Raw genomic sequence first — 22,451 nt, 5'->3', positions numbered from 1 at the left:
GTCCGTGCCCCGGCCGATGTCCCCCGAGCCCGCCTTTCTGCTGCACCGCCGTGCCTACCGCGAAACCAGCGCGCTGGTCGAGCTTTTAACCCTCAATCGCGGCCGCATACGCGCCGTGGCTCGGGGCGTGCAGCGCCCCGGGGCCAAATCACGCCAGCGCCTGCAGCCGTTTGCGCCGCTGTTTGTGACCTGGCAAGGCGAGCGTGAGCTCAAACGCTTGAAGCTCATGGAAACCCGCGGGCCGGTGGCGCTTTTGGCCGGCGAAGGGCTTCTATGCGGGCTTTACGCCAACGAGCTGGCCACCCGGCTGCTGGCCCCGGAGATGCCGGCCGCCGATGTCTTTGCGTTTTACACCGCACTGCTAAAGGCGCTGCCGCGCCCGGCCGAGCGCATGCTGGCGCTGCGCCGCTATGAATGGTCGCTGCTCGAAGCGCTGGGTGCCACGCCGCGTTTCGCCACCTCGAACGGCGCGGCGCTGGACGGGCAGACGCGCTATCGCTTTGACCCGGCAAGCGGCGGTTTCATGCCCGCAACTGAAGGCATCGAAGGGCGCGTGCTGCGCTATCTGGCGCAGGGCGGGTGGCACCAGCCGGGGGTTGCCGGCGCGCTAAAAGCGCTGATGCGCCAGGCGCTGGCCCCGCATCTGGGCCACGCTGAGCTGCGTTCGCGCCGTCTGATGCAGGATCTGATTCACCGCCGCCGTGCCCGCGCTACCGGCTAGGGTGCGGCGTCTCGCCCGTTTATTGGAGGTTTTATGCATCCCCCGCGTATTCTGTTAGGGGTCAACATTGACCACATCGCGACTCTGCGCCAGGCGCGCGGCACGCGCTATCCCGATCCGGTACAGGCCGCGCTGCTCGCCGAGCAGGCCGGCGCCGACGGCATTACCGTCCACCCGCGCGAAGACCGCCGCCATATTCAGCCCCGGGACGTGCGCTTGATAGCCCAGGTGCTCAACACGCGGATGAACCTGGAAATGGCGATGACCGAAGAAATGCTGGCGCTGGCCGAAGAGGTCAAACCGGCGAACGTCTGCCTGGTGCCGGAAAAGCGCGAAGAGCTGACCACCGAAGGCGGGCTTGACGTGGCCGGCGGCTTTGACGCCTGTGCGGCGGCCTGCGCGCGCCTGGCCCGGGCCGGGTGCGACGTTTCCTTGTTCATCGACCCGGATATCGCCCAGATTGACGCCGCCGTGGCCGCCGGTGCCGCCACCGTTGAGCTGCACACCGGCGGCTTTGCCGAGGCCGCACCGGGCAGCGTTGCCGCCAACGCCGAATACCAGCGCCTCACTGCCGCCGCCGTGCACGCAAGCGAGCAGGGGCTTATCGTCAACGCCGGCCACGGTTTGCACTATCATAACGCCGAGGCCGCAGCGGCGCTGCCCGGCCTCAACGAGCTCAATATCGGCCATGCGATTATCGCCCGGGCGCTGTTTGTCGGGCTTTCCGAAGCGGTCCGCGAGATGAAGCATTTGATCATTGCCGGCCAGGAAGCCGGGCTTATGGCCGCGCTGGACGCGCACGACCACCACCATGAGCACAGCGGCGGGCACTGAGCCGTGATCATCGGCATCGGCTCGGATATTGCCCGGGTGGCGCGCTTCGAGGCGGCGCGGGTGCGCCACGGCGAGCGCTTCGCGCACCGTCTGCTGGGCACCGACGAGCAGGCCTTGTTTCAGCGTCACGCCCACCCGGCGGCGTTTCTGGCCAAGCGTTTTGCCGGCAAGGAAGCTTTTGTCAAAGCGCTGGGCACCGGTTTTCGCCACGGCATGGAATGGCGCGATATTCAGGTGCTCAACGATGCCCAGGGCAAGCCGACGCTGGCCCTGGGCGGCCGGGCCGCGGCGCTGGCGCAAGCGGCCGGCGTGCAGCATAGCCACATTACGCTAAGCGACGAGGCCGACTACGCCCTGGCCTTCGTTGTGCTGGAGCGCTAGCCGCGCCTGTTTCGTCTGTATCCGCCGCGATACACTATCGTAAAACGCAGCCGCACAACGGCGACAACAAGGAGCGCACCATGGACTACCCCACCCTGGAAGATACCGTTGGCAACACCCCGCTGGTGCGTCTGACGCGCATCAACGCCGGGCGCAATAACACCCTGCTGGCCAAGCTTGAAGGGAACAATCCGGCAGGCTCGGTCAAGGATCGTCCGGCCATGATGATGCTGGCCGAAGCCCAGCGGCGCGGCGATATTGCCCCCGGCGATACCCTGATCGAAGCCACTTCGGGCAACACCGGCATTGCGCTGGCCATGGCGGCGGCGATCATGGGCTATCGCATGGTGCTGATCATGCCGGAAAACGCCTCCCAGGAGCGCAAGCACGCCATGGCGGCCTACGGCGCGACGCTGATCGAGGCCAGCAAAGAGGGCGGCATGGAACAGGCCCGAGACATCGCCAATGCGATGATCGCCCGAGGCGAGGGCAAGCCGCTCGATCAGTTCGCCAACCCGGATAACGCGCTTTCCCACTATCGGACCACCGGTGCGGAAGTCTGGCAACAAACCGGCGGGACGGTGACGCACTTTGTCAGTTCCATGGGCACCACCGGCACCATCATGGGCGTGTCGCGCTACCTCAAAGAGCAAAATCCGGACGTGGAAATTATCGGCCTGCAGCCTGAAGACGGCGCCAGCATTGCCGGTATTCGCCGCTGGCCCGAGGCCTATCTGCCGTCGATTTTCGACGCTTCACGGGTGGATACCACGCTGGATATCGGCCAGGCCGAAGCCGAAGAGCACATGCGCCGGCTGGCCCGGGAAGAGGGCATTCTGGCCGGGGTATCGTCCGGCGGAAGCCTTGCCGGGGCGCTGCGCATCGCCGAGCAGGTGGAAAACGCGGTGATTGTGTTTATCGTCTGCGACCGCGGCGATCGCTACCTGTCCACCGGCCTTTACGCCCCGGAGGTATAGATGGCCATGCTGGGCAAAAAGCGCCCGCCGCGCCGGGCATCCGGCGTTTCGGGGCTTTCGCGGGCGCCGCACGACGCGACGCACTCGCGCGACCGGCAAACGCCGAACGCGCAGGACGACGCGGCGGCGCAGCGGATCACCGTGGAACGGCTGGCCCACGACGGGCGCGGGGTGGCGCGCTTGCCTTCGGGCAAGACCGTGTTTGTTGAGCGCGCGCTGCCCGGCGAGCCGGTTGAAATCGCGGTGCACCGCACTCGCAAGCGCTTTGACGAGGCGCACGTCAGGCAGCGTCTGAGCGACTCGCCGCTGCGCCAAACCCCGCCCTGCGCGTATTTTGGCCGCTGCGGCGGCTGCGATTTGCAGCATATGACGCTTGCCGCCCAGCGCATGCATAAAATAGCGGCAGTGCGTGAACTGCTGGCCCGCCAGGGCCTTGAACTTCCCGACGACATCGCCCTGCTTGCCACGCCGGCAGAGGACTACCGCCGCCGGGCGCGGCTGGGCGTCAACGTCGACGGCCAGGGGCGCGTTTTGGTGGGCTTTCGCGCCGCGGGCAGCCAGCGGCTGGTGGATATCGAACGCTGCCACGTGCTGGTGCCCGAACTTGCCGCGCTGCTGGCCCCGCTGCGCGAGGTGATACACACGCTCGACGCACCGCGCCACGTTGGCCACGTCGAGCTGGTGGCCACCGACGGCGGCTGCGCGGTCACGGTGCGCCAGCTCAAGCCCCACGCCGGTGATACCGCGCGCTGGCAGGCCTTCGCCGAGCGGCTGGCGGCAGAGCCCTCGGGCGGCGTGGCGCTGGGCCTGCTGCAAGGTCGGGATACGCCGCGGCTTGACTGGCTGAGCGCGCCGCCGGCGCTGGCGGAAACGCTGGCATTGCCCGGCAGCGCACCGCTGACGCTGGGCGTGGCGCCGGGGGATTTTCTCCAGGCCAACGCTGCCGTCAACGCGCAGATGGTGGCCCGCGTAATGGCCTGGCTGACCCCGGCGAACGGCGAGCGGCTGCTGGATCTGTTTGCCGGCATCGGCAACTTTACGCTGCCCGCAGCGGCCGCCGGCGCCGACGTTACCGCGGTCGAAGGCCACCCGGCCATGGTTGAGCGCCTGGCCGACAACGCACGCCGCAACGGCCTTGACGTGCACGCCGTTCAGGCCGACCTTAACGCGGCCGGCGCCGTGGAGGCGCTGCTGGAAACGGCCGCCCCCGAGGCACTGATTCTCGACCCGCCCCGGGCTGGTGCCGAGACCGCCTGCCGGGCGCTGGCCGCCGCGCCCCGGCGCCCGGCACGGATTGCCTATGTTTCCTGTGATCCGGCAACGCTTGCCCGCGACGCCGCGCAGCTCGTGGCCGGCGGCTATCGCCTGCAACGAGTGGCCGTCGCCGACATGTTTGTGCACACTGCTCACATGGAAACGCTGCTACTGCTTCAGGATGAGTGAACCCCATGGTCAAAGTGCGTGAAGATCAGCCGCTGACGCCAGACGGTCAGGTAGATATCGCCCGATGGCTTACGCGTGTGCAGGATGACGTTTGCCTGGCCGACCCCGAGCGCCTGCGCGAAGCCTGCGAGCTTGCCCGGCGCTGCGACCAGCAAGCGCCCGATGTGCGCCCCGGCTGGCTGCCGCCGGGCTCAAGCTTTCGCATGGGGCTGGAAATGGCAGACATTCTCGGCGAGCTGAAACTTGACCAGCCGGCGCTGGAAGCGGCGGTGCTGTACCGCGCCGTGCGGGAGAAGCAGCTGACGTCGCAGGCCGTGGTCAAGCGCTTCGGCGCCGAAGTAGCGCGGCTGATTGACGGCGTACTGCAAATGGCGGCCATCAGCGACCCGCTTGCCCTCCACCAGGGGCCAAGCCAGCACAATCAGCAGGAAAATCTGCGCAGAATGCTGGTCAACATGGTCGACGACGTGCGCGTGGCGCTGATCAAGATCGCCGAGCGCACCTGCGCGCTGCGCCAGGTGCGCGATGCGCCGCGGGAAAAGTCGCTGGAAGTCGCCAACGAGGTGGCGGATATTTACGCCCCGCTCGCCCACCGGCTGGGCATCGGTCAGATCAAATGGGAGCTTGAGGACCTGGCGTTTCGCTACCAGCATGAAAGCGAGTACAAGGCCATTGCCTGCCAGCTGGCGGAAAAGCGCCTGGATCGTACGCGCTATATCCGCGACGTGGTGGAAACGCTGAAACGCCTGATGGAAGCTCAGGGCATCGGCGACTACGACGTCAGCGGCCGGGCCAAGCATATCTATTCCATCTGGCGCAAAATGAAGCGCAAGGGCATCGATTTTTCCCAGGTCAACGACGTTCGCGCGGTGCGCATTCTGGTGCCCGAGGTGGCCGATTGCTATACCGTGCTGGGCATTGTCCATTCGCGCTGGCACCACGTTCCCGACGAGTTTGACGACTATATCGCCAACCCCAAGCAAAACGGCTACCAGTCGCTGCATACCGCGGTGCTGGGACCTGAAAACAAGGTGCTGGAAATCCAGATCCGCACCTTTGCCATGCACGATGAAGCCGAGCTTGGCGTTTGTGCCCACTGGCGCTACAAGGGCCACGATACCCAGGGAAAAAGCCGCGGCTACGAAGAAAAGATTGCCTGGCTGCGCCACGTGCTTGAATGGCAGGACGAAGTGGGCAGTTTTGGCGATCTGCGCGAAGGTTTGGCAAGCGATATTGCGCCTGACCGCATCTACGTTTTTACCCCGGAAGGGCACGTCATTGATCTGCCTTGTGTCTCCACGCCCATTGATTTTGCCTACCGCGTGCACACCGAGGTCGGCCACCGCTGCCGGGGTGCCAAGGTGGACGGGCGTATCGTGCCGCTGACCTATACGCTCAAGACCGGCCAGCAGGTGGAAATTCTTACCGCAAGCAAGGGCGGGCCCAGCCGCGACTGGCTCAACCCCAGCCTGGGCTACGTGCGCACCTCCAGAGCCCGGGCCAAGATTCAGGCCTGGTTTAAACATCAGGCGCGGGACAAGAACCTGGAAGACGGTCGCGCGCTGTTCGAGCGCGAAATGCAGCGCCTGGCCGTGGAAGGGCTGGACCTGCCCCGGCTTGCCGCAGCCGTTAACTATGTAAGCCCCGAGGATATGTATGCCGCGCTGGGCGCCGGCGATCTGCGCATCGGCCAGGTGCTCAACCAGGCCCAGCAGCTGTTCGGGGAAAACGACGATGAGGAAAAGCTCAACCGGCTGTTGGCCAAACCTCGGCGCCAGTCCAGCCGCAGCGCCAAAAGCGATATTACCGTGCTGGGCGTAGGCAATCTGAAAACCGCCATGGCCAACTGCTGCCGCCCGGTGCCCGGCGAGCCCATTGCCGGCTTTATCACCCAGGGGCGCGGGGTGACCGTTCACCGCCAGGACTGTCGCAATCTTTTGCAGCTGCGCGCCGAAGAGCCCCAGCGCATTATCGAGGCCGAATGGGGCGAGCGTGAACAGACCCGCTACCCGGTTACCGTCGAGATCCAGGCCTGGGACCGTTCCGGGCTGCTGCGCGATGTGACCCATTTGCTGGGCCAGGAAAAGGTCAACGTGCTGGCGGTCAACACCGATACCGACGACAGCACCGCTCGGCTGCGCATCACCCTGGAAGTGGACGGGCTGGAAACCCTTGGACGGCTCTTTTCGCGCATCCAGCAGCTGCAAAACGTCATTGAAGTGCGCCGGCTGCGCAACGCCACGCCAAACGCCACCGCCAGGAGAGCTTAGCGGATGCGCTACACTGTTGATGACCTGCTAACGCTGATGGCGGTACTGCGCGACCCGCAACAGGGCTGCCCGTGGGATCTCCGCCAGCACTGGGACAGCATAGTGCCGCACACGCTGGAAGAGGCCTATGAAGTCGCCGACGCCATCGAGCGGCGCGCCTTCGACGAGCTGCCCGCCGAGCTCGGCGATCTGCTGTTTCAGGTGGTGTATTACGCCCGCTTTGGTGAAGAAGAAGGCCGCTTTGACTTCGCCGACGTAGTACACACGCTGACGGCCAAGATGCTCAACCGCCATCCGCACGTGTTTCCCGACGGCACGCTGGCGTCACGCCGCCCGCCGGGTGTAGCCCCAAAAGCGCTGGAGCAGCGCGACGTCAAGCAGAGCTGGGAGGCGCTGAAAGCCAGCGAACGCGAGCTGCGCGCCCAGGCGCCGGTGTCAGCGCTGGACGACGTACCGCGCGCCCTGCCGGCGCTTTCCCGCGCCGCCAAGCTGGGCAAGCGAGCGGCCAACGCCGGATGGGACTGTGCCGATACTCGCGAGGTGCTGGCCGGCCTGCGCGCGGCGCTGGACGACGTGGAAAACGCGCTGGCCGCCGATAGCGACCGGGCCGGGGAACGAGCCGGAGAAGCAATAGGCGAGCTGCTGTTTGCCGCCACCGGCCTTGCCCGCCGGCTCAAGGTTGACCCGGAACAGGCCCTGCGCGCCGCCAATACCCGGTTTGAAAGCCGCTTTCGCCACGTTGAGCCGCGCCTGAAAGACCGCGGACAGCACATGCCGCAGGCGTCGGCCGATACGCAAGCGCCGCCGCGCCGATGACCTTTATTCGCGCACCGCTTCGCCGGTCGCGCCCCTGTCAGGAGGCCATACCATGAGTCACGACCTGCACGAATCCCTGCGCGACAACGTCCGTATTCTGGGGGATAGCCTTGGGCACACCATTGCCGACGATCTGGGGCAGGGCTTTGTTGACAAAATCGAAACCATTCGTTCTCTGGCCAAGCAGGGCCGCCGCCAGGATACCCTCGAACAGCGCGAGCTGATCGACTATCTGCGCAATCTACCCGATGAGGACCTGCTGCCCGTTACCCGGGCGTTCAACCAGTTTCTCAACCTTTCCAACATTGCCGAGCAGCACTACCGCGCGCGGTTTCGCTACGTGGAAGATTACAAGCCCGGCACACAGCCTTCCCTGGATGAGCTGCTGGCGCGCGCTCAGGCATCGGGCCGCTCGCCCCGAGAGCTGGTCAAGACCCTGGCCGACATGCGCGTGGAGCTGGTGCTTACCGCCCACCCCACAGAGATCATTCGCCGCACCCTGATCCAGAAATACGACGCCGTTGACGACTGCCTGGCCGCCATCGAGGGCGCAGACGACAGCGCAGAGCGCGCCACCCGAGCCCGCGGCCGGCTCGATGAGCTGATCAGCCAGGCCTGGCACACCGACGAGATTCGCCACGAGCGCCCAACCCCGGTCGACGAGGCCAAGTGGGGCTTTGCGGTCATCGAGAATTCTTTGTGGCAGGCCGTGCCGGATTTTCACCGCGATCTGGACAACCTGCTGCTGCATACCGCCGGCGAGCGCCTGCCGCTGGACGCCGCGCCCATTCGCTACGCCTCCTGGATGGGCGGCGACCGCGACGGCAATCCCAACGTCACCGCCAGCGTCACCCGGGAGGTGCTGCTGCTGGGCCGCTGGATGGCCGCTGATCTGTACCTGCGCGACCTGGAGCAGTTGAAAAACGAGCTGTCCATGTGGAAGGCCAACAGCGCCCTGAAAGCCGAAGTGGGCGAGGTGGCCGAGCCGTACCGTGAGCTGCTCAAACGCATTATTACGCGCATGCAGGCCACCCGAGACTGGGCCGAGGCCGGACTGTCCGGCCGCAGCTTCGACGGCGGGCCGATTATCAGCACCCGGGACCAGCTCTACGCGCCGCTGCTGTCGTGCTACCGCTCGCTGTGCGATTCCGGGCTGGACGCCATCGCCAACGGTGCCTTGCTGGACACCCTGCGCCGGGTGGCGGTGTTCGGCGTCACGCTGACCAAGCTTGACCTGCGCCAGGACGCCAGCCGCCATGCCCAGGTGCTGGAAGAAATCACCGACGAGCTGGGCCTTGGCCGCTATCAGGACTGGAGCGAAGACGAGCGCCAGGCCTTTTTGCTCGACGAGCTCAAGTCCAGCCGGCCGCTGATTCCGCTGCGCTGGCAGTGCTCGGCGGAAACCCGAGAAGTGCTGGAAACCTTTCGCGTGGTGGCCGGCGAGCATCCCGAGGCGCTGGGCAGCTATGTGATTTCCATGGCCTCGGCCCCGTCGGATGTGCTGACCGTCGCACTTTTGCTACAGGAAGTGGGCGGCCAAACGACAATGCCCATCGCGCCGCTGTTTGAAACGCTCAACGACCTGGACCGTGCCGGCGACGTCATGGACCGGTTGCTGGCGCTGCCGGAGTATCGCGCGCGGATGCCCGGCCATCAGGAAGTGATGATCGGCTATTCGGATTCGGCCAAGGATGCCGGCCAGCTGGCCGCCGCCTGGGCGCAGTATCGCGCCCAGGAAGCGCTGGTGGATGTGTGCCATCGCCACGAGGTGGCGCTGACGCTGTTTCACGGCCGCGGCGGTGCGGTGGGCCGCGGCGGCGGCCCGGCTCACGCCGCGATTCTCTCCCAGCCGCCGGGCTCGGTAGACGGCAGTTTACGCGTCACCGAGCAGGGCGAAATGATCCGCTTTAAGTTCGGCCAGCCGGATATCGCCCTGCGCTCCATGGAAATCTACGCCTGTGCGGTGCTGGAAGCGACCCTGCTGCCGCCGCCGGCGCCCAAGGCGCATTGGCGCGAAGAAATGGATCGGCTGGCTGAGGTGTCTCACCAGATCTACGTTGACGTGGTGCGCGACGACCCGGATTTTGTGCCGTATTTCCGCGCGGTAACGCCGGAGAGCGTGCTTGGCCGGCTGCCGCTGGGCTCGCGGCCCACCAAGCGCCGCCAGGACGGCGGCGTGGAAACCCTGCGGGCCATTCCGTGGATCTTTGCCTGGACCCAGACGCGGCTGATGCTGCCTGCTTGGCTGGGCAGCGAGCAGGCCTTCAGCGGACGTCTGGAAGAGCCCGGCGGGCTTGCGGTGCTCAAGGAAATGCGCGATCGCTGGCCGTTTTTCGGCACCTATCTCGATATGCTGGAAATGCTGCTGGCCAAGGCCGACGTGGGCATTGCCGCCTATTACGAGCACCGCCTGGTGGACGAGCCGGCGCTCAAGGCGCTGGGGCACAGGCTGCGCGAGCGCTTCGAACGCCTGGAAAAAAGCGTATTGACGCTTTTAGAGCAGGACCAGCTGCTGGAAAAAACGCCGCTGATCTGCCAGGCCATCTCCGTGCGCAACCCTTATATCGACCCGCTGCACGGGCTTCAGGCCGAACTTTTGCAGCGCAACCGCGACGCTGACGGGGCGATCAGCGCCGATCTCTCCCGGGCGCTGATGGTGACCATGGCGGGCATTTCCGCCGGCTTGCGTAATACCGGCTAGGCGCGGCTGAGCCGACACCATGAGTCATCGGTTTCAAGGAGGCAAAAGCACCATGAACGACGTTTTGTTTATTGAGCATCCCACCCTGGACGGCCACAGCGTCGGCGAGATTCGGCTGGACGCCGAGCGCACGCTCAACGCGTTGACGCTTGACATGATCGAGGCGATGCTGGCCCGCCTTGCGGCCTGGCAAGACGATCCGGACCTGGTGGCCGTGGTGCTCTGCGGCGCCGGCGAAAAGGCCTTTTGCGCAGGCGCCGACGTGGTCGCACTGTACCGGGCGATTACCGCGCCGGAAGAACTATCGGCCGCGGCGCTGCATCAGGCCCCGGACTTTGCCGAGCGCTATTTCGCCCGGGAGTACCGTCTTGACTACGCCCTGCACACCTATGCCAAGCCGGTGATCGTCTGGGGCAGCGGCATCGTCATGGGCGGCGGCATGGGGCTTTTGAGCGGCGGCAGCCACCGCGTGGTGACCGAGACATCAACGCTTGCCATGCCCGAGGTCACCATCGGCCTTTACCCCGACGTTGCCGCCAGCTGGTTTCTCAACCACCTGCCGCGCAGCATGGGCCGCTTTCTGGCCTTGACCGGCAGCCGGCTCAATGCCTGTGACGCCTGCCGGCTGGGATTTGCCGACCGGATGCTGGCAAGCGATACGCGCGATACCATGATTCAGCGGCTGATGGAGGCCGAATGGCGCACGGCGACCCGGGCGCTGGACGCCCACGGCGTGGTTAACGGCGTGCTGCGCGGGCTGGAGCGCGAGGCCGGCCGCGCCGGTCTTTTCGACGCCATGCCGATGCCGGCGGTAGCGCAGGCAGGGCATGTCCGCACGCTGATGGACCACGACACCGTAGAGCAGCAGGTCGCCGCGATTGTTGACGACACCAGCGATGACGCCTGGCTTGTTCGGGCCCGCCAGACCCTGGCCGAAGGCAGTCCGCTGTCGATCAAGCTGATCGCCGCCCAGCTTGAGCGCACGCGCTATATGTCGCTGGCTCAGGTGCTGCGCGCGGAGCTGGCGCTTTCCGTGCAGTGCTGCCGTCAGGGTGATCTCGCCGAAGGGGTGCGCGCGCTGCTGGTGGATAAAGACCGCAATCCGCAGTTTCGCTATGCCCGCCTAAGTGAGGTGGAGCCTGCGTTTGTGGAAGGCATGCTGGTGGATCCGTTCGCCGAGAATCCGCTGGCTGATCTGGTATAGCCGCGTTTTGATATAGCGCGGCTCGGCGTTGACGCTTGGCTAGCGGGCCTCTTTTGCCGCCAGCCGAGCATGGAGGCTGCAAAGCGTAGCGCAGGGCAGGTGGTGGTGCTCGGCGCGCTCGATCAGCGGGGCCAGAATGGCCTTGCGTTCGGTGGGCCGCCCGGCGTCGATGTCCTGCAGCATTGAGGCGCGATTGTTGGCGGTGGCCTGAATGACCTGCATCACGCGCTGTCGCCACCCGCTCGCCCCCTGCCCGCTCGGCGGGGCGATGCCGTTGGCGGCTAGAATCGGCGCGATTTCTTCGACGACAGCGGCCAGTTCGGCGTCAAAGCGCGGCTCGGCAAGCGCGCCGTTGGGCACTTCGTAAAGCGCTGCCAGCGGGTTGATCGCGGCGTTTACCGCCAGCTTGTGCCACAGCCGGGTGGCGATATCGTCCACCGCCGCTGCCTTCAGCCCGGCGTTTTGCAACGTAGCGGCCAGCGTGCGGGCAAGGCCGGTATAGCGGCCGTGCAAATGGCCGATCACACTCTCGCCGCGCCCGGCGTGCACCGCGGTGGCATCGTCGATGACGTAGGCGCCCTCGGTTGTCGAGGCGCAAAGCACAGGCCCGGGCCAGCGCGCGGTCAGACGCGGCTGTACGCCAAAGCCGTTTTGCCAAAGCACCAGCGGCGTGCCGGGGACGGTGCCGAGCAGGGCCGCCGCTGCGCGCTCGGCGACAAAGGCTTTCGTGGTCAGATGACAAAACGCCGGGGCGTCACGCCCGGCCAGCTCTTCAGGCCGGAGAACAGGCAGCACGCGCGTGATGCTTTCGCCTTCAGGGGTGATCAGCGTTTGCCGGGTGGGAAAAGGGCGGCGGGCGAGCAGCGTGACCGCGCATCGATCGGCCAGCGCGTGCGCCAGCGTGCGCCCCAGTGCGCCGGGGCCAACTACGATATGAGAGGCGCGCGCGTCGAGCTTCATGTGCCGGTGGTGGACGGCTTACTGCGCGTCAACGCGCTGCTTGGCAGCGGTGAAGCCCATCAGCGATACGTCCAGATCCAGGCGCTCGCCGTTGGGATCGATCAGGCTGACCGTGGCGGTGCTGCCGCCCTTGAGCTGAGACAGCAGATCCGGGCGCAGCGGCAGATCGGCTCGGCAGCCCTGGGGCAGACATACCTGGTAGGGCACGCCCACCGGCTCCTGGCGGCCGACCTGCAGCTGCAGGCCGGGGGCCAGGCGCACGCCCAGCGGCGTCAGTACGGTCATGGCGGCGCTGTCCAGCTGCGGCGGATTACCCACAACGACCTGCACGACCGGCTCGCCGCTGGCGTCTTCGACGGTCTGGGACATGGTGCAGCCGCCTTGGGGTGCGCCGGCCGGGCAGCTGACCTCCCAGGCCTGAAAGGTTTCGGTGTCCATGGCCGGGGCTGAACGCTGGGCGTGCGCCGTCGGCGATAGGGCCATCAGGCCTGACAGTCCGGCGGTGAGAAGCGGGAGCGCGATCTGTTTTATCATCAAGCGAGAACTCCTTGTTATCAAGAGAAACGCCGTGCCGCTATGTGCGCAGGCCGCCGGTTTGACAGCGCTGGCGAGCAGGCGTGAGCGATAGGCGCAGAGTGGCCGCCAGAATGCCCGAGCGGCGCTGCACAATGCAAGCGTTGCTCCTGGCTAGCGCCGGCGTGCAGCGCGTCGCGCCGTTTTTTTGCCCGGCGTTGTGCCCCGAGCGCCGGCGCCGGGGCGTGCCGTTACGGCCTCTCCCTGCGCGGTTTGCAGGCTTTCGCGCAGCCGTCCGGCGTCGCTTTGGGCCAGCAGGCCGCGCAGATCGTCGATCAGCGCCTGCTGAAAGGTGCCGGCGTCTTCTCGGCCCTCGGCAATAGCGCCCAGGCGCTGCTCCCAAAGCGCGGTGCGTGCAGGAGCGGCCACGGCCTCGGGCAGCGCGCCGATCAGCGCTGCGCCCAGGCGGGTGGCGCGCAGGGCTTTTTGCCGGCGTACCAGGTATCCGCGGGTCACCAGGGTTTCGATAATGCCCGCCCGGGTGGCCTCGGTGCCCAGGCCGTCGGTGTCGCGCAGGGTGCGCTTGACCGCCGAGTCGTCGACGTAGCGGCCAATGTTCATCATCGCTTTGATCAGGCTGGCGTCGGTAAACGGCTCCGGCGGGCGGGTCTCGCGCGTTTCAACGCCGGCGGCGGTGGCCCGGCACGTTTCTCCCTCCTTGAGCGGCGGCAGCGGCGGGGCTTCTTCCCGGGTGGTAAACAGCGGCTTCCAGCCCGGGGTCAGCACCTGCTGGCCGCCGGCGCGGAAGGTTTCATCGGCGATGGACAGCTCGGCCCTGGTCTCGAAGGTGACAAGCGGCGGGTAGAACTGGGCCAGCAGGTTGCGCGCAATCAGCCGAAACACCTTACTCTCAGCGGCGGACAGCTGATCAAAGTTCGGCGCCTTGCCGCTGGGCGCCAGGGCGTGGTGAGCGCCAACCTTGCTATCGTTCCAGGCTTTCGAGCGCAGGCTGAAGTCGGCGCCGTCGAACCATTCCTTGAGCGTGGCGTCCGTCCGGCAGGCGCCGGCAAGCGTTTGCCGGGCCTCAGCCAGATGCGCCCGGGGCAGGTAGCGGCAGTCCGAGCGCGGGTAGGTGATCAGCCGGTGACGCTCGTAAAGCGCTTGGCAGGTGTCCAGCACCGCCTTGGCGGAAAGGCCGTAGCGCCGGGCAGCGTCCACCTGCAGCGCCGACAGCGAGTAGGGCAGCGGCGGCGCCTGGCGCTTTTTCTGCTGGCTGAGCGCCGCCACCCGGCCTTCGCGGCCGGGCAGCGCGTCGGCCAGGGCATCCGCCGGGGCGCGCTCCAGCAGCCGGCCCCTGTCGTCCAGCCGGTGGGTATTTTGGGGCACCCACCAGGCGCGCAGCTCGCCGCCGGCAACGCGCGCATCGACCCACAGCGGATAGAACGGGTAGGGCACAAACGCGCGAATGGCGGCGTCCCGGCGCACGATCAGCCCCAGCACCGGGGTTTGCACCCGGCCTACGGAAAGCACGCCGCTGTGGCCGGCCTGGCGGCCGGTGAGCGTCCAGGCCCGGGTCAGGTTGATGCCGTACAGCCAGTCTGCCTGGGAGCGCGTGCGGGCAGCGCGGTACAGCGGGGCAAACTCGGCGTTATCGTGCAGCTGTCCCAGCGCTTTTTTGACCGCCGGGCGGTTCAAGTCGTTGACCAAAAGGCGCTTGACCGGCCCGCGATAGCCCAGGTATTCGATCACTTCCTGCACCAGCAGCTGGCCTTCGCGGTCCGGGTCGCCGGCGTGAACCACCGTATCGGCCTTTTTCAGCAGCCTGCGGATCACCGCGAGCTGGCCACGGGCCTTGGGCCTGGGCACGTGCTGGAACGCCGCCGGCACAATGGGCAAGCGATCGAGGCGCCACTGCTTGTCGGCGCTGTGGTAGGTTTCGGGCGGGGCCTGTTCCAGCAGATGGCCCAGACACCAGGTCACCGCGGTGTCGCCGGCGTACAGCGCGCCGTCTTCCTTCCGTGCGCGGTCGGGCAGCGCATCGGCAATGGCGCGGGCAAGGCTGGGTTTTTCGGCAATGATCAAACGCATCGCACGCACTCGGGCAGAAAAAGAGGACAGCGCGGCATCATAGCAGAGTCGGGCGGCTCCGGCCGTGCAGACAGCGGTCGACGGGGCTTTGCTTTTGCGCGCTTATCGTATAGCTTTTGTACGATATGCTCCATTGAGGAAGAAACCATGCGTGAACGCGGCAGAACGCGGCGGCTATTCGGGCTCGGCGCGCGCACCGGCGGCGCGGTGTTGAAAAACCGCATGGCCGGCAGCGCCGACTGGAACGCGCTGGGCGAGGCGCTGTTTGACGGGCTTTCCGAACTGCGCGGCCCGGCCATGAAGCTCGCACAGATCGTGGCCCAGTGGGACGACGTGCTGCCGCCGGAGCTGGCCGAGCAGCTGGCGCGCCTGCAGCGCCAGGCCGAGCCCATGCCCTGGCCGCGCATCCGCGAGACGCTGGTCGCCGAGTACGGTGATCTCGACGCCTGCTTTCGTCATATCGAACCGCAGCCTTTCGCCAGCGCCTCCATGGGGCAGGTGCACAAGGCCGTGACCCGAAACGGCGAAACTCTGGTGCTCAAGGTGCAGTACCCGGGCCTGGCCGACGCTCTGGAAGGGGATCTGCGCCAGGTCAAGCGGATAATGCGGCTGGGCCGCTGGCTCAAGGTATCGGCGTCGCGGCTGGACGCGCTGTTCGAGGAGCTGGCCGCGGGGTTGCGCGACGAGCTGGACTACCGCGCCGAGGCGCAAACCCTTGCCCGCTACCGCGAACGCTACCGTCACGAGCCGCGGCTTTGCATTCCCGAGCCGGTCGAGGCGCTTTGCGGCGAACGCGTGCTGGCCATGCGCTACCTGCCCGGCACGCCTCTGGATGAAGTCGCCGGCGATAAGGCGCGCCAGCAGGCGGCCACGACCCTGGCCGACTGGCTGACCGAGGAGCTTTTCACCTACGGCGAGCTCCACGCCGACCCCCATGCCGGCAACTTCGCCGTGGACGACGACTCGCGGCTGATTATCTACGATTTTGGCGCCGTAATCCCGGTGCCCGAGGCGGTAGCCCCGCTGTTTGCGCCGGGCGAGCAGGACTTTGCCGACGTGCGCGTGCACCGCCGCCTGCGCGCGCTCTCGCCCCGGGTATGGGCGGCCATGGACCGCCTGCAGCCGCCGGCGGATACGCTGCTGCTGTCCCGGGCGCTTAACGGCCACTACTGGAACATGGTGCGCCTGGGCGCCAGGCTCGACATGCAAAGGCGCTGCCAGCCGCTGCTGCGCTGGGCGCGCGCCTATTCTTGATGCCTGGTTCACGGCCCTTGATCCCCCTTCACGATCCGCTTCTCACCCCTGCGTAGCGGCGCGCGGTCATGCTAGACTACGGCGCTTTATACGCGGCCTTTTGCGCCGGTCAAAGACGATGGAGACGGCAATGCTGGCGGTATGGGTCGATCAGCTGCTGAATTTTGCCTCGGCGGCGCTTGCGGCCATCAGGCAAAAGGAGCACTACCCGGATTTCATGATCTGGGTGCGCGCCGAAGGGGGAGACTATTTCAACGGCGACGCCGCCACGCCGCAGGCGCTGGCGCCGGTGCTCTGGTCGCAGACGCCGCTGGTGCGGCTGGGTTTTGCCAGCGAGCCGCTGGCTGAGCCCGGCCGCCACGAGCCGTGCTGGTGCGATTCCGGACGCCCATACAAGCACTGCTGCTACCGGGTGGATTTTCCCACGGAAATTCCCGCGCAGATGATGTGGATGCTGTCGCTGCGCGAGTGGAAGGGGGCCACGCTCAAGGCCGCCCTCGACAGCGGCGAGGCCCCGGCTCAGGCGCTGCTGGAAGCCGGGCTGGTCGCCGCGGAAAGCGGCCAGACCGGCCGTGCCATGCAGATACTGGAATCGCTTTTCGACCGCCGCGACTGGTCGCGCCTGCCGGAGCAGGCCGAGCCGGCGTTCGAGATTTTGCTCGATCTGTTCCAGGAACGCGGTTTTACCCGCAAGCGCCGCGAGCTTTTGGACGAAGTGCTCAAGCGCGGGCCGCTGTTCTTGCGCGGCGTGGCCCTGGAACGGTTGTGCCTGGCGCATCTGGACAACGACGACCTCGACAGCGCCCGGACGGCCTTTGTGCGTGCCCAGCAGGCGCTGCCGGACTCGCCTACGCTTGCCTACATCGAAGCGATGCTGCTGCTCCACGAAGGCCACGAAGAAGAAGCCCGGGAGCGGGCGGATTTCTGGTATCGCCGGCTTTTGCGTCAGGGCGAGCTGGACGAAGACCAGCTCGACTTTCTTGCCGCGCTGGCCGACAACCCCGGCGCCACTCTGGCCGATCAGCTGCTCAGCGCCGAGGAAGATCTCGCCACGCCGCTGATCAGCCTGCAGTCGCTGCTGGCGGCGCTGCCCGTCGCGCCCAAGCTTGATCTGCGCGCTGACGTCGACCGTCAGCGTATCGAATACCGCGAAAGCGCCCGTGAAGGCACGCTGTTTGCTGCCTGGCACGAGGTTTTTCAGGTGATGGTTGACGAAGACATGGCGCTGGGATTTCGCGATGACCCCTGGGGCAACGCCGTGGAATGGATGTCGGCGCTTTGCGCCAACCCCGAATGGCTGGACTCGCCCCAGGTGGTGCAGGACGTAACGCTTGCGCTGACCAGCCGCTTTGGCAGCCTGCCGTGGATGGCGCCAAGCCTTTTGGAGCCGCTGGCGCGAAGGCTTTCGCGCTGGCTGGAACAGGCCCGTGCCGAGGGCGCGGGCAGCCTGTGCTGGGACGACGGCGACAATGCCTTTTTGCTGCGCACCGGGCTGGCGCTGGTGGTGGGGATGGAGCGCGGCGCCCGCGAGCACTCGCGAAGGCTCGCCGAGCAGCTGCTGGCCATCAACCGCGAAGACCGCCTGGGGCTGCGCGAGCTGGTGCTCGACCAGCTGCTGCGCGACGCGCGCAACCGGGAGGCGCTGGCGCTGGCCGACAGCGCCGAAGACGACGGCTCGCTGTGGCTTACGATTCTCATGGGGCGCACCCTGGCGCTGTATCGCCTGGAGCGCTGGGAGCAGGCCGAGGCCGCGCTGGCCGAGGTCAAGCGCTACAGCCGCTACGCGCTTTCGATGCTGTGTGCTGAAAGCCCGCGCCCGGTGCTGCCGGACAAGGCCGGGCGCATCGACCCCGGGACCAAGGCCGAGGCCTGGCAGTACCGCACGCTGATGCGCGATCAGTGGCGCACCACCCCCGGCGCGCTTGCCTGGCTTAGCGCGCGCCGCTAGCCGGTGACGCGGCGAACAGATCGCGGCTGACCCAGATCGCCAGCAGCACGGCAGGGATGCCCAGCAGCGAGGCCAGGGTAAAAAAGCCGGCGTAGCCCTGGGCGCCTACCACCAGCCCGCCGAAGCCGCTCAAAAACTTGCCCGGCAGCGTCATCAGCGAGGAGAAAAGCGCGTACTGGGTGGCGGTGTAGGCCCGGGACGTCAGGCTCGATAAAAAAGCGATAAACACCGCGCTTGCCAGCCCGTTGGCCAGGTTGTCGCCGATAATCGTCATCACCAGCATCGGCAGTCGGTCGCCGGCAAGCGCCAGGGCGACGAACAAAAGGTTGGTCAGCATGGTGAGCAAGGCCCCCACTACCAGCATTCGCCCGATGCCGTAGCGCACCACCAAAAGCCCGCCGAGCACGCCGCCGCCGATGCTCATCACAATGCCGAAAACGTTGGTAACGTTGGCAATGGTTGCCAAAGAAAAGCCCAGATCGATATACAGCGGGTTGGCCATGGACGCCATGGCCAGATCGCTTACGCGAAACACCGCGACAAACGCCAGCAGCGCCAGCGCTTTGACGCCGTGGCGCACGAAAAAGTCGGTGAACGGGCACACCAGCGCGCCGATCACCCAGGCGCCGAGGTGACGCCAAAGCCGGGGCCGATGGCGGGTTTTACGCAGAAACGCGCGTACCCGAGGCTCCAGCACGGGCCTGTCGCCGGCGGCCAGGCGCCGGGGCTCGGGGCGTACCAGCACCGCCACCATGCCCACGCCCACCAGTGCCGCCATGGTCAGGTAGGCGGCGTGCCAGGAGAGCGCCGAGGCCACGTACAGCGCGCCGGCGCCGGCGGCCAAAAGCCCGCCGCGATAGCCGATGATGTAGGTCGAGGCCATGGCCGCTTGATTATCGTCGGCGGCGGATTCGATGCGAAAGGCGTCGATGGCGATGTCCTGGGTGGCTGAGCCGAACGCCACCAGCAGGGCAAAGCCCGCTACCCAGCCAAGGTTGCCCAGCGGCGGCGTGGCGGCAAGGCCGACAAGGCCGGCGGCGATGATGGCCTGGGCGAGCAGCATCCAGCTGCGCCGCTGGCCCAGTAGCCGCGTCAGCAGCGGCAGTTTGACGCGATCCACCACCGGCGCCCAGAAGAACTTGATGGAATAGAGCATGCCGACCCAGGCAAAAAAACCGATGGCCGCGACTTCCACCCCGGCACTTCTCAGCCAGGCGGAAAGCGTGGAGAACACCAGCAAAAACGGCAGGCCGGCGGAAAAGCCCAGAAACAGCATGGTGATCACCGGCGCGCGGGCGTAAACGGCTAGGGATTCGCGCCAGCTGCGCCGGGCCTGAAGAACGGGCATGGAAATAGAAGCTCCTCGACGGGAAAACAACAAAACGAGCGCAGGTCGCGTCAGTGTTACACTGCCACGGCTGAAACCGCCGACAGCTTACCGGAGAGGAGTTTTTCATGTCGATTGCCGCCCACCGCGTCGTCAGCCTGCACTACATACTCGAACAGTTAGCGACCCCGGAGGCCGACCCCGCCCGGGTGCTTGACGACTCCGCTGCGCGAGGGCAGCCGCTATACTATTTGCACGGCCACGACAACATCCTGCCGGGCCTTGAGCACGCCCTTGCCGGCTACCGGCCGGGGGATGAGGCGCGTATAACGCTGGCTCCCGCCGACGCCTACGGCGAGCGTGACGAGGCGCTGGTTCGTCAGGTCGGGCGCGAGGCGTTTGGCACCGCTGAGCCGGTGCCGGGCCGCCGCTTTCAGACCGAAGGCGAGGCCGGCCCCCAGGTTGTGACCGTTTTGGCCGTCGACGGCGATCAGATCACGGTGGATACCAACCATCCGCTGGCCGGGCAGACGCTGCGCTACGACGTGCGCATCCTGGAGGTGCGCGATGCTACCCGGGCGGAGCTGGCCAAAGGCCACCCGCTCGCCCCGGAAATCGAAGCGTCAAGCGTTGAGGATCGCAAAGTGCTCTAGCGAGGTTGCCCCCGGCGCGATTAACGTAGCCCGCTAAGCGCAAAGTTGATGTGGATCAAGCCGCCGTGCGGCGTGCGCCCGGGCAAAGGCAAGAGTTGATCCACGTCAGGTTTTGGTGGCTGCCTCCTGCCTACCATGGCGTCAACACATCGCGGCAGGAGAAGGCTATGTATTGGGATGATGCCGTTATTTTCGGTTTGGTCACTGTCGGTATGATGATTACGTTCATGGGCGGATGGATTGCCTTTATCGTGCGCGATCATCGCCGTAAAGGTAAGCGCTGAGCAAGCGCGCCGTGCCGGCACAGGTAAACAGGCACAGGTAAACAGGCACAGGCACAGGCAAGCCTGCCGTGCGGGGTAGCACGGCAGGCCAGGAGCAGTAGGGGGTAAAAAAAAGCGTTACTGGTAATCACCAGTCGTCAGGGAGAAAGCCAAGGGACATGCCGAGGCTTTCAGTCGCCGGCTCTTCGGAGCCGGCTTTTTTGTGCTGAAAAACCGTGTAATGCGCGCTTGAGGCAGGCCTGCCCGCGCTCGGTGACGATCAGCCGAGCGCGGGCGAAGCCGGTACTTTCTATTCTTTGTACGCCCTTACGCCGTTTTTTGTTTGAGAAAATCGACGATGTGCTCTGCCGGGGTCATGGTGACGTCGCTGTCCCGGCGGCCCTTGTATTCAAGCTCGCCGCTGTCCAGCCCGCGATCGCCGATGACGATGCGGTGGGGAATACCCATCAGCTCCAGGTCGGCAAACTTGACTCCGGGGCGGGTGTCGCGGTCGTCGAGCAGCACATCGAAGCCGGCACTTTTCAGCGACTCATAGAGCTTCTCGGCCTCTTCGCGCACGCGCTGGGACTTGTGCGCGTTCATCGGCACCAGTGCGACCTGAAACGGCGCGATGGCGTCGGGCCAGATGATGCCCGCGGCGTCGTGATTCTGCTCGATGGCGGCGGCCACCACCCGGGTCACGCCGATGCCGTAGCAGCCCATCCACGGATGCAGGGTTTTGCCGCTGTCGCCGAGCACCGTGGCGTTCATGGCCTCGGAGTATTTCTGCCCCAGCTGGAAAACGTGGCCCACCTCGATGCCGCGTTTGATGGCAAGGGTGCCGTGGCCGTCCGGCGAGGGGTCGCCTTCCACCACGTTGCGCAGGTCGGCCGTCTCGGGCAGGGCGGCGTCGCGCTCCCAGTTGATGCCGAAGTAGTGCTTGCCTTCGACGTTGGCACCGGCGGCAAAGTCGCTCATCAGTGCGACGCTGCGGTCGATAACGATCGGCATGGCAAGCTCAACCGGGCCAAGCGAGCCCGGCCCTGCGCCCACCGCCGCGCGGATTTCCTCTTCGCTTGCCATGACAAGCGGCGCGGCCACCTGGGGCAGGTTTTCTGCCTTGACGTCGTTGAGCGTGTGGTCGCCGCGGATAATCAGCGCCACCAGGCCGCCTTCGGCTGCGTGTACCATCAGGGTCTTGACGGTTTTTTCGATGGGCAGGTCAAACTGCTCGACCAGCGCGGCGATGGTTTTGGCGTCCGGGGTATCCACCAGGCGCAGTTCTTCGGCAGGTGCCGCGCGCTCGGCGTCGCTGCCCCTGGGCGCGGGCAGCGCTTCGGCCTTTTCCATGTTGGCGGCGTAGTCGGAGCCGGTAGAAAAGACGATGGCGTCCTCGCCGGAATCCGCCAGCACGTGAAACTCGTGGGAGCCGGTGCCGCCGATGGAGCCGTTGTCGGCAATTACCGGGCGAAACGCCAACCCCAGCCGGGTGAAAATGCGCGTGTAGGCGTCGTACATGGCCTGATAGGTGTCTTTGAGCGACGCTTCGTCCACGTGGAAAGAGTAGGCGTCCTTCATGACAAACTCGCGTGAGCGCATGACCCCGAAGCGCGGGCGGATCTCATCGCGGAACTTGGTCTGAATCTGGTAGAAGTTCATCGGCAGCTGCTTATAGCTGGCGATTTCCTTGCGCACCAGATCGGTAATGACTTCTTCGTGGGTGGGGCCGACGCAGTAGTCGCGCGCGTGGCGGTCTTTCAGCCGCAGAAGCTCAGGGCCGTATTCGTCCCAGCGGCCGGACTCTTCCCACAGCTCGGCAGGCTGCACCGCGGGCATCAGCACTTCCTGGGCGCCGGCGCGATCCATTTCTTCATGCACCACGGCTTCAACCTTGCGCAGGGTTTTCAGCCCCAGCGGCAGCCAGGTGTAAAGGCCCGAGGTCAGCCGGCGGATCATGCCCGCGCGCAGCATCAGCTGGTGGCTGGTGACTTCGGCATCCGCCGGGGTTTCTTTGAGGGTGGCAATCAACAGTTGGCTGGCGCGCATGGGAACAGGGAATCCTTAAGACTGGCAGACAGTAAGCGTAGAGCACGAAAAC

General features: G+C 66.3%; 18 protein-coding genes. 13 read left to right on the top strand and 5 right to left on the bottom strand.

The features are described 5' to 3' along the window. The first annotated feature begins 16 nt into the window (after nt 1-16). From recO to ABD654_RS00930, 9 genes are all read left to right on the top strand, one after another. The gene (gene recO, locus ABD654_RS00970) at nt 17-721 is read left to right on the top strand and encodes a DNA repair protein RecO (protein ID WP_344701409.1); all 705 of its coding nucleotides are present in this window, start codon (nt 17-19) and stop codon (nt 719-721) included. Nucleotides 722-754: 33 nt separating this feature from the next. Continuing rightward, nucleotides 755-1,555 carry a pyridoxine 5'-phosphate synthase gene (gene pdxJ / locus ABD654_RS00965; RefSeq protein ID WP_344701379.1) on the top strand — a complete coding sequence of 267 codons (801 nt, stop codon included), beginning with the start codon at nt 755-757 and terminating at the stop codon, nt 1,553-1,555. 3 nt (nt 1,556-1,558) lie between these two features. Further along, nucleotides 1,559-1,936, top strand: a complete 378-nt coding sequence (gene acpS / locus ABD654_RS00960) for a holo-ACP synthase (RefSeq protein WP_344701377.1) — start codon at nt 1,559-1,561, stop codon at nt 1,934-1,936. A gap of 80 nt (nt 1,937-2,016) precedes the next feature. Beyond that, nucleotides 2,017-2,913 (top strand): cysteine synthase CysM, encoded by an 897-nt coding sequence (cysM, locus tag ABD654_RS00955; RefSeq protein ID WP_344701375.1) that lies wholly within the window; start codon nt 2,017-2,019, stop codon nt 2,911-2,913. Next, complete coding sequence (locus ABD654_RS00950) at nt 2,914-4,356, top strand: TRAM domain-containing protein (protein ID WP_344701373.1); 1,443 nt, start codon at nt 2,914-2,916, stop codon at nt 4,354-4,356. Nucleotides 4,357-4,361: 5 nt separating this feature from the next. Next, nucleotides 4,362-6,626: a GTP diphosphokinase gene (relA, locus tag ABD654_RS00945; protein ID WP_344701371.1), complete on the top strand. Its 2,265-nt coding sequence runs from the start codon at nt 4,362-4,364 to the stop codon at nt 6,624-6,626. 3 nt (nt 6,627-6,629) lie between these two features. Then, a complete protein-coding gene (gene mazG, locus ABD654_RS00940) occupies nt 6,630-7,442 on the top strand; it encodes a nucleoside triphosphate pyrophosphohydrolase (RefSeq protein WP_344701369.1) in 813 nt (270 codons plus the stop codon). Between the two features lie 52 nt (nt 7,443-7,494). Continuing rightward, nucleotides 7,495-10,143, top strand: coding sequence for a phosphoenolpyruvate carboxylase (gene ppc, locus ABD654_RS00935; RefSeq protein WP_344701367.1), 2,649 nt, complete (start codon nt 7,495-7,497; stop codon nt 10,141-10,143). Nucleotides 10,144-10,195: 52 nt separating this feature from the next. Further along, complete coding sequence (locus ABD654_RS00930; protein ID WP_344701365.1) at nt 10,196-11,347, top strand: enoyl-CoA hydratase/isomerase family protein; 1,152 nt, start codon at nt 10,196-10,198, stop codon at nt 11,345-11,347. A gap of 39 nt (nt 11,348-11,386) precedes the next feature. On the opposite strand, the gene ABD654_RS00925 is transcribed toward ABD654_RS00930, so the two are convergent. The 3 genes from ABD654_RS00925 to ABD654_RS00915 all read right to left on the bottom strand — a co-directional run bounded on the left by ABD654_RS00925 (nt 11,387) and on the right by ABD654_RS00915 (nt 14,908). Beyond that, nucleotides 11,387-12,307 carry a ketopantoate reductase family protein gene (locus tag ABD654_RS00925; RefSeq protein ID WP_344701363.1) on the bottom strand — a complete coding sequence of 307 codons (921 nt, stop codon included), beginning with the start codon at nt 12,305-12,307 and terminating at the stop codon, nt 11,387-11,389. Between the two features lie 18 nt (nt 12,308-12,325). Beyond that, complete coding sequence (locus tag ABD654_RS00920; protein WP_344701361.1) at nt 12,326-12,841, bottom strand: invasion associated locus B family protein; 516 nt, start codon at nt 12,839-12,841, stop codon at nt 12,326-12,328. Between the two features lie 153 nt (nt 12,842-12,994). Beyond that, nucleotides 12,995-14,908 carry a DNA topoisomerase III gene (locus ABD654_RS00915; protein WP_344701359.1) on the bottom strand — a complete coding sequence of 638 codons (1,914 nt, stop codon included), beginning with the start codon at nt 14,906-14,908 and terminating at the stop codon, nt 12,995-12,997. Between the two features lie 147 nt (nt 14,909-15,055). Here ABD654_RS00915 and ABD654_RS00910 point away from each other — a divergent pair, with 147 nt between their 5' ends. Next, a complete protein-coding gene (locus tag ABD654_RS00910; protein WP_344701357.1) occupies nt 15,056-16,162 on the top strand; it encodes an ABC1 kinase family protein in 1,107 nt (368 codons plus the stop codon). 130 nt (nt 16,163-16,292) lie between these two features. After that, entirely contained in the window at nt 16,293-18,110 is a 1,818-nt protein-coding gene (locus ABD654_RS00905) for an SEC-C metal-binding domain-containing protein (protein ID WP_344701355.1), read from the top strand. On the opposite strand, the gene ABD654_RS00900 is transcribed toward ABD654_RS00905, so the two are convergent. Continuing rightward, a complete protein-coding gene (locus ABD654_RS00900) occupies nt 18,094-19,458 on the bottom strand; it encodes an AmpG family muropeptide MFS transporter (protein WP_344701353.1) in 1,365 nt (454 codons plus the stop codon). The genes ABD654_RS00905 and ABD654_RS00900 overlap by 17 nt on opposite strands. Before the next feature lie 107 nt (nt 19,459-19,565). On the opposite strand from ABD654_RS00900, the gene ABD654_RS00895 reads away from it, so the two are divergent. Together ABD654_RS00895 and ccoM are read left to right on the top strand one after the other, a co-directional pair. Continuing rightward, the gene (locus ABD654_RS00895; protein ID WP_344701351.1) at nt 19,566-20,090 is read left to right on the top strand and encodes an FKBP-type peptidyl-prolyl cis-trans isomerase; all 525 of its coding nucleotides are present in this window, start codon (nt 19,566-19,568) and stop codon (nt 20,088-20,090) included. Nucleotides 20,091-20,257: 167 nt separating this feature from the next. Continuing rightward, complete coding sequence (ccoM, locus tag ABD654_RS00890) at nt 20,258-20,374, top strand: cytochrome c oxidase subunit CcoM (protein ID WP_344701349.1); 117 nt, start codon at nt 20,258-20,260, stop codon at nt 20,372-20,374. Nucleotides 20,375-20,680: 306 nt separating this feature from the next. On the opposite strand, the gene ABD654_RS00885 is transcribed toward ccoM, so the two are convergent. Then, nucleotides 20,681-22,399, bottom strand: coding sequence for a proline--tRNA ligase (locus tag ABD654_RS00885; RefSeq protein ID WP_344701347.1), 1,719 nt, complete (start codon nt 22,397-22,399; stop codon nt 20,681-20,683). Nucleotides 22,400-22,451: the final 52 nt, after the last annotated feature.

The organism is Halomonas cibimaris (genome assembly GCF_039537045.1).
Lineage (GTDB): Bacteria > Pseudomonadota > Gammaproteobacteria > Pseudomonadales > Halomonadaceae > Vreelandella > Vreelandella cibimaris.
This window is presented reverse-complemented; position numbering and strand designations above follow the sequence as displayed.